Below are 8,082 nucleotides of genomic sequence, written 5' to 3' on the forward strand. Positions count from 1 at the left end.
AATCAACGACTCACAGAAATCGCCTGGTTGTTCATGATACGCGGAGTCAAAAATACCAACAGCTCGGATTTGGACTCGGATACCACATCGCGCCTGAAAAGCCGGCCAAGATACGGTACATCGCCAAGAAATGGCACTTTATCGACAACTTTACTTTGCGTATTTGAGAACACACCACCAATGACGATGGTTTCGCCATCGGAAATAAGCACTTTGGCGTTGACCTCGTTTTTCTTGATCGGTGGTACGCCAAGCACCGCATTCAGGTAGTCCGGCTCATCCTTGGTGACCTTGACCTCCATGATGATGCGGTTATCCGGCGTGATCTGCGGCGTTACTTCAAGCGACAGCGAGGCTTCCTTGAAGCTCACCGTGGTTGCACCGCTGGAGCTGGATTCCTGATACGGGATCTCGGTGCCCTTGAGGATCTTGGCGGTTTCCTTGTCGGAAGTGACTACCTTGGGCTGGGAGACGATTTCACCGTTACCGGTCTTCTCCATCGCGCTCAGTTCAAGGTCCAGCAACGTATTGTTGGTGACGAAGCCCAGGCCAATGCCGGAGGTTGCGCCAGATGCGCCCATATCGACAAACGGCACGTTGGAGGTCACGTTGCTGCCAGTGTTACCTGCCTCATCGCCATTATTATCAAGGCCATAGGTTGTCCATTTTCCATTGCCGCTGGTGTTGGTCGAGCCGCCCCAGCGCACACCCAGTTGCTTGTTGTAATCGACGTTGGCCTCGACGATGCGCGCCTCGATCATCACCTGACGCACCGGAATGTCCAGTTGCGAGACGATGCGACGCAGTTCGTCGAGCCGGTCCTGGGTTTGATAGGCAATGATGTTATTGGTCCGGTCGTCCACAGTGATCGAACCACGCTCGTCGGTCTTGGACTCGGCGCTGGTCACCGACTGGAACAGCTTGGCGATATCGGCAGCCTTGGCGTAATTGACCTGCAGCAGTTCGCGACGCAGGGGCGCCAGCTCGGCGATCTGCTTGAGCGATTCAAGCTCCTGACGCTCGCGGGCAGCAATTTCATCGGCGGGCGCGACCAGCAGGACGCTGCCGACCTTGCGCTTGTCCAGGCCTTTGGTTTTCAGCACCAGGTCCAGCGCCTGATCCCATGGCACGTTCTGCAGACGCAGGGTAATACCGCCCTGAACCGTGTCGCTGGCTACCAGATTGAGGTTGGTGAAGTCGGCAATCAGTTGCAGCACCGAGCGTACGTCGATGTCCTGGAAGTTCAGCGACAGCTTTTCACCGGTGTACACCGGTTTGTCAGCGGCGCGGCGGTCCAGATCCTCATTGGTCAACGGCCGCACACTGATGGTCAGCTTGTTTTCGGTCTGAAACGCCGAGTAGTCGAAGGCACCCGACGGCTCGATCAGGATACTGGCCTTGTCACCCGTAGCCGACGCACTGACAAACTGCACCGGCGTGGCGAAGTCCTTGACGTCCAGCCGGACGCGCAGCGGTTCGGGCAGTTGGGTCTTGGCGAAGTCGACACGGATCTTGCCGCCCTGCTCCTGAATATCCGGGGCAATGCCGGGGTTGCTCAAGTCTATGATCACATTGCCTTCACCCAGCTCGCCGCGCTGGAAATCGACATTCCTGATGGCCTTGACGCCCGCAGGGATAAACGGTTTGGCAGATGCCGGAGTGGGTGGCGGCACCGCTACCCGTTGCGCGCCCATCGCGGTGGTTGGCTGGGAAGCCTGCGCAGCGGCTGCGCCCTGACCGATAACCACGTACAGGTTGTTGCCGTCGACGCGGGAGCTATAGGGCGAAAGCGTGGTCAGGTTAATGATTACCCGCGTGCGGTCCTGAGCCTGTACAACGACCACGCTGCGTGCGTTACCGTTACCGAGTTCACGGCTTTTGGTCGCCAACTGACTGGTCACGCCCGGCAGGTCCAGCGCAATACGCGCAGGTTGCGCCGTGGTGTAACCGCGCGGCGCAGGCACCGGCGAGTCGAATGCCAGCTTGAGCTCGATGCGATCACCCGGCAGGGCGGCGACATCCAGAGTCTTTAGGTTGGCAGCCTGGAGAACCGGCGAAAGCATCGCGATGCATAACGACACGCCGATAATCGAGAAAATCCGGGTCATGATCAATTTCCGTTGAGCGCTACTGTGCATACTTGGCCTTGCCCACTTCATGAGCGTTCTTTGAGGGCGATAGTGCGCGGCCTTTCCAGCCAGGCCCCCTCTCCATCAGGAACAATTTCAATGACATCTACCTGCGCATCACCGATTGACACTACCCGGCCGTTGTTACGGCCCAGGTAATCGCCCACCTTGACGCGATGAACGCCTCCGGCACCGCGCAGCAGGGCAAATGTCCCTGACTCGTTGCCAATCGTGCCGACCATCTCGAACGACTCGATATTGAACCCTTCCAGGAACTGCCTGACCCGGTGCTCGTCCGGAGCTACCAGCCGCGAGCCCTTCTGGCGGTTGAGCAGGTCGATCTTGACCGGCGGCTGAAAAGGACTGCGCAGCGTTGAGGCGTTGTAGGTGAACGCTTCATACGGACGAAACTTCGGCAGGGCCTCGATAGTGCCGCTCGGGCGCGCTCTGGCCTGATCCATGAACGCCGACAGGTCGGCAAAATCATTGTCATTACCGCAACCGGCCAACCCTGTCATAACCACACTGACGCACAGCAATCGCGCCGCCCTCATTTCTTCAGCCCTTCATCGTTGTAGCGGTAGGTCTTGGCCAGAATGCTCATGCGCAACTTGGTCGGCACCTTCGGGTCGACCGGTTTGATCTCGAAATCATGCAGCGTGACGATGCGCGGCAGGCTGGCGACACCGCTGACGAAGGTCGCCAGGTCGTGATAACCACCGACTACCGTGATCTGTATCGGCAGCTCGATGTAGAACTGCTGGACCGCCTCGGGCAGCAGTTTGATTTCCTCGAACTCAAGCCCGCTTCCCAGCCCGGTCCGGGTTATATCCTCAAGCAAGCCAGGCACTTCGGTGTCGCTGGGCAATTGCCGCAGCAGAGCACCGAAGGTGTTTTCCATTTCTTCCATCTGCTTCTTGTAAGGCTCAAGGTTGGCAGCCTGGAAGGCCTTGTTGGAAAACTGCTCCTTGAGCGTCACCTCACTGTTCTGTGCGCTTTCCAGCTGGGTTTCCAGGTCCTGAATAAAGAAGAAGTAGCCCAGTGCGAAAATCAGTACCGCGACCAGCACGCCGGCAATGGCCTTGACCGCTGCGGGCCAGGAACCCAGGTTGTTCAGGTCCAGCTCGCTCAGGTCAACCTTGCGAAGCCCTTCCAGCCATTCAGACATATTCATGGCTTGGCTCCTGTAGCGGGCGTGGTTGCAGCGGGTGCAGCCGCGGCAACCGGCGGCTGGGTCTGACGCACTGTCAACTGAAACACGTTGGCCTGATCCACGGCTCCCGCCGTCGTGGCCTTCACTTCGGTCAGGCTCGGCGCTTCCAGCCAGTCAGAGGCTTCAAGGTTACGCATCAGGTCGGAAACCCGGTTATTCGATTCGGCAGCGCCACTGATGGCAATCAGCTTGTCGGTCATTTTGACCTGCGAGAAATAAACGCCATCCGGAAGAGTGCGCGCCAGTTGATCGAATACACGCCCCGTGATCGGGCGGTTGCCTTGCAGGTCCTGAATGATCTTCATGCGCTCAAGCAACTGTTTACGACGCGCCTTCAGGTCGCTGATCTCCTTGATGCGTATATCGAGCTGAGCGATCTGCGTCTGCACAAATGCGTTGCGCGCCATCTGATGCTCTATGGCATTGCTGACGTAACGATCAATCAGAAACAGGATACCGACTGACACCACCAACACGCCGACCAGCGCGGTCAGGAAGCGTTTTTTACGTTCTTCGCGAAGCTCTTCGCGCCACGGTAATAAGTTGATCCGCGCCATCAGTCGAAGCTCCTCAACGCCAGACCGCACGCGATCATCAACGCGGGAGCGTCACTGGCCAGCGCCCCGGCATTGACCTTGGAGCTCAGGGCCATGTCGGCAAACGGGTTAGCGACCATCGTCGGGGTGCCAATGCGTCGTTGAATCAAATGCTCCAGCCCTGAAATCGAAGCCGTGCCGCCTGCCAGCATGATGTGATCCACGGAGTTGTATTGACCGGCCGCAAAGAAGAACTGCAAAGAACGGGAGACCTGCTGCACCAATGCATCCTTGAAGGGGTCCAGCACCTCGCTGACATAGTCGTCGGGCAACCCGCCCTGCTTCTTGGCAAGCCCGGCCTCCTCCATGGAAAGCCCATAGCGGCGCTGGATTTCGTCAGTCAGTTGGCGGCCACCGAACAGTTGCTCGCGCGTATAGATGATCCGGCCATGATGCAGCACGCTGAGGGTGGTCATGGTGGCGCCGATATCGACCACCGCCACGGTAAGCTCGTCATGACCGTTACCCAGTTGCGCAGCCAGCAGGCCGAACGAGCGTTCAAGGGCGTAAGCTTCGACGTCCACCACGCGCGCGGTCAGCCCGGCCAGCGCCAGCGCTGCCTCGCGCACTTCGACGTTCTCTTTGCGGCAGGCAGCCAGCAATACCTCGACGCGTTCGGGATTGCGCACCGAGTAGCCCTGCACTTCGAAATCGATGGCGACTTCTTCCAGCGGATAAGGGATGTACTGGTCAGCCTCAAGCTTGAGCTGGTTTTCCATGTCGTCGTCGGAAAGACCGGCGTCCATTTCAATCGTCTTGGTGATCACGGCGGAACCGGCTACGGCGACCGCCACAATCTTGACGCTGGTCTTGGCCTTGGCGAGCACGCGAGACAGCGCCTGGCCAACCCCTTCGAGCTCGGCAATATTCTTTTCGACGACAGCGTTGGCCGGCAACGGCTCGACTGCGTAAGACTCGACCTTGTAACGAGTGCCGGAACGACTCAATTCCAGGAGTTTTACCGAGGTGGAGCTAATATCGATCCCTAGAAGGGTGTTGGCCTTCTTACTGAAGAGTTCGAACACAACCTGATTCCTATGAGTTTCCGCCACTTACGGAGTTATTTCGGGTCAACGTCACTGTCGACAGCCTTGACAGTAGCGCAAATCACGCTCGTGGACGAAAAATGCTTATAATGCCCAGCGATTTTTTCATTTAAGAAAGCTTCAAGGCGTGTTCATTTGTAAATGCCTGCGCTTAACCCATTATTTTTTCTGGAAATCCAAAAGCCTTGATACGCCTGCTGAAGTTTTTCTGGTGGTCCCTCGTCGCGGTATTCTGCTCGCTGTTGCTTGGCCTGAGTGGCGCGTTTCTCTACCTGAGCCCGACCCTGCCATCGGTTGAAGCGCTGCGAAGCATTCAACTGCAAATCCCCCTGCGCGTATTCAGCAGCGACGGCAAGCTGATTGCCGAGTTTGGCGAGATGCGCCGCACGCCGATTCGCTTCGCGGAAATTCCACCCAATTTCATCAACGCCCTGCTATCGGCCGAAGACGATAACTTCGCCAATCACTACGGCGTCGACCCGAGCAGCCTGATGCGCGCTGCCACACAACTGGTAAAAAGCGGCCATATTCAGTCAGGCGGCAGTACCATCACCATGCAGGTCGCGAAAAACTTCTTCCTGACCAGCGAAAGAAGCTTTTCACGCAAAACCACCGAGATTCTGTTGGCCTTGCAAATCGAGCGCCAACTTACCAAAGACGAGATTCTCGAGCTGTACGTCAACAAGATTTATCTGGGTAACCGCGCCTACGGAATCGAAGCGGCGGCGCAAGTCTACTATGGCAAATCGATTCGCGATGTAAGCCTTGCGCAAATGGCCATGATTGCCGGTCTGCCCAAGGCACCGTCACGCTTCAACCCGCTGGCCAACCCGACCCGCGCCAAGGAACGCCGCGACTGGATCCTCGGCCGCATGTACCGCTTGGGCAAGATTGACCAGACCGCTTACCAGACAGCCTTGAACGAACCGCTCAACGCCAGTTATCACGTGCCAACGCCGGAAGTGAACGCGCCGTACATTGCTGAAATGGCACGCGCCGAAATGGTCGGCCGTTACGGCAGCGAGGCCTATACAGAGGGCTTCCGCGTCACTACCACGGTGCCGAGCGACCTTCAGGAACACGCCAACAAGTCCATCCAGCAGGGCCTGATAGATTACGACCAGCGCCACGGCTATCGCGGCCCGGAAAGCCGCTTCCCGGGCATGACCCGCGCCAACTGGGTACAGGAACTGACCAAACAACGCATGATCAACGGCCTCGAGCCCGGCATCGTGACCCAGGTCGACAAGACCGGCTTGCGCGTTCTGACCCGCAACGGCGAGAAAGAAGAAACCGTCGACTGGGCCACCATGAAGTGGGCGCGGCCTTACCTGAATACCAACAGTCTGGGGGCGAATCCGAAGCAGCCAGGCGATGTTGCGAAGGTGGGCGACCTCGTTCGTCTGCTGCGCCAGGACGACGGCTCGCTGAAATTCAGTCAAATTCCCGTCGCGCAGAGCGCTCTGGTCTCGCTTGACCCGCAAAACGGTGCCATTCGTGCACTGGTCGGCGGCTTCGCTTTCGAGCAGAGCAACTACAACCGCGCCATGCAGGCCAAGCGTCAGCCGGGCTCCAGCTTCAAACCGTTCATCTACAGCGCTGCACTGGATAACGGCTACACCGCCTCCAGTCTGGTGAACGACGCACCTATCGTGTTCGTCGACGAGTATCTGGACAAGGTATGGCGTCCGAAAAATGACACCAACACCTTCCTTGGCCCGATCCGCCTGCGCGAGGCGCTGTACAAGTCTCGCAACCTGGTATCGATCCGCCTGCTCCAGGCCCTCGGCATCGACAGCACCATCGACTACATCACCCGTTTTGGCTTCTCCAAGCAGGACTTGCCGCGCAACCTGTCGCTGGCACTGGGTACGGCTACGTTGACCCCGATGGAAATCGCCACCGGCTGGGCCACCTTTGCCAACGGCGGTTATAAGGTCAGTCCTTATCTGATCCAGACCATCGAGAACCGTGACGGCCAGACTCTGTTCGTCGCCAACCCGCCAAGCGTACCGGCCAACGACGTCAATACTGCGCCCAATACATCGACCTTTGCCGTGCATGACAGCCCGAGCGTGGTCGCAGGCCCACCGGGCACACCGGCCCAGCCGCAAGCGCCCGCCGTTGCAGAGCGCATTGTAGATGGCCGCACGACCTACATTCTGAACAGCATGCTGCAGGACGTAATCAAGCGCGGCACCGGGCGGCGCGCCCTTTCGATGAACAGGCCGGACATCGCTGGCAAGACCGGTACCACCAACGACTCCAAGGATGCGTGGTTCTCCGGTTACAACGCGGACTACGTGACGACCGTGTGGAGCGGCTTCGATCAGCCTGAAAGCCTTGGTCGTCATGAATTTGGCGGTACGGTCTCCCTGCCGATCTGGATGGACTACATGAGCGCTGCGCTCAAGGACAAGCCTCCGCATCAGCAGGCCGAACCGCCAGGCATTCTCAGCCTGCGTGTAGACCCACTGAGCGGCCGCGCTGCCACACCTAGCACGCCGAACGCATTCTTCGAACTGTTCAAAAGCGAAGACACACCGCCAAGCGTCAACGAACTGGGCGGCAGCAGCGCACCGGGCAGCCCGTTGCCAGCGGATGAGTCAGCACCGATCGACTTGTTCTGATAGCACTGCGCAGGTAGGTGACGCAGTGCGTCACATGGACCGTGAGGAACGATCATTTCAACTATCGTGCGACGCTCCGCGTCGCACGCCGTTCTGGACGCTCCGCGTCCTCTTTTGATTCAGCGGTGCCGCGCAGATTTGTGACGCGGAGCGTCACCCAAGGCATGCCCACGCTGGAGCGTGAGGAACGATGATCCCAACTAGCCTGTTAATCCCAACTATCGTGCGAAGCTCCGCGTCGCATGCCGTTCTGGACGCTCCGCGTCCGCTCTTGATTCAGCGGCGCTGCGCAGATTTGTGACGCAGAGCGTCACCCAAGGCATCCCCACGCTGGAGCGTGAGGAACGATAATCCCAACTATCCCGTTAATCTCAACTATCGTGCGACGCTTCGCGTCGCATGCCGTTCTGGACGCTCCGCGTCCTCTTTTGATTCAGCGGTGCCGCGCAGATTTGTGACGCAGAGCGT

6 protein-coding genes are annotated in these 8,082 nt (G+C 58.6%); 1 reads left to right on the top strand and 5 read right to left on the bottom strand.

The features are described 5' to 3' along the window. Nucleotides 1-2 precede the first annotated feature (2 nt). Genes pilQ through RYC17_RS25095 form a run of 5 tightly spaced genes read right to left on the bottom strand, consistent with a single transcriptional unit; the run spans nt 3 to nt 4,963 of the window. Entirely contained in the window at nt 3-2,108 is a 2,106-nt protein-coding gene (pilQ, locus tag RYC17_RS25075; protein ID WP_005743117.1) for a type IV pilus secretin PilQ, read from the bottom strand. Nucleotides 2,109-2,155: 47 nt separating this feature from the next. After that, nucleotides 2,156-2,683: a type 4a pilus biogenesis lipoprotein PilP gene (gene pilP / locus RYC17_RS25080; protein WP_002551655.1), complete on the bottom strand. Its 528-nt coding sequence runs from the start codon at nt 2,681-2,683 to the stop codon at nt 2,156-2,158. After that, nucleotides 2,680-3,303, bottom strand: a complete 624-nt coding sequence (gene pilO, locus RYC17_RS25085) for a type 4a pilus biogenesis protein PilO (protein ID WP_002551654.1) — start codon at nt 3,301-3,303, stop codon at nt 2,680-2,682. Before pilO ends, pilP begins: the two co-directional genes overlap by 4 nt. Further along, nucleotides 3,300-3,899: a PilN domain-containing protein gene (locus RYC17_RS25090; protein WP_004654254.1), complete on the bottom strand. Its 600-nt coding sequence runs from the start codon at nt 3,897-3,899 to the stop codon at nt 3,300-3,302. The genes pilO and RYC17_RS25090 overlap by 4 nt, the downstream gene beginning before the upstream one ends. Beyond that, complete coding sequence (locus RYC17_RS25095) at nt 3,899-4,963, bottom strand: pilus assembly protein PilM (protein WP_002551652.1); 1,065 nt, start codon at nt 4,961-4,963, stop codon at nt 3,899-3,901. Before RYC17_RS25095 ends, RYC17_RS25090 begins: the two co-directional genes overlap by 1 nt. A 209-nt stretch (nt 4,964-5,172) precedes the next feature. Between RYC17_RS25095 and RYC17_RS25100 the strand changes: the two genes are divergently transcribed. Then, nucleotides 5,173-7,614 carry a penicillin-binding protein 1A gene (locus tag RYC17_RS25100; RefSeq protein WP_371875224.1) on the top strand — a complete coding sequence of 814 codons (2,442 nt, stop codon included), beginning with the start codon at nt 5,173-5,175 and terminating at the stop codon, nt 7,612-7,614. Nucleotides 7,615-8,082: the final 468 nt, after the last annotated feature.

This window comes from Pseudomonas syringae group sp. J248-6, assembly GCF_032586995.1.
Lineage (GTDB): Bacteria > Pseudomonadota > Gammaproteobacteria > Pseudomonadales > Pseudomonadaceae > Aquipseudomonas > Aquipseudomonas amygdali.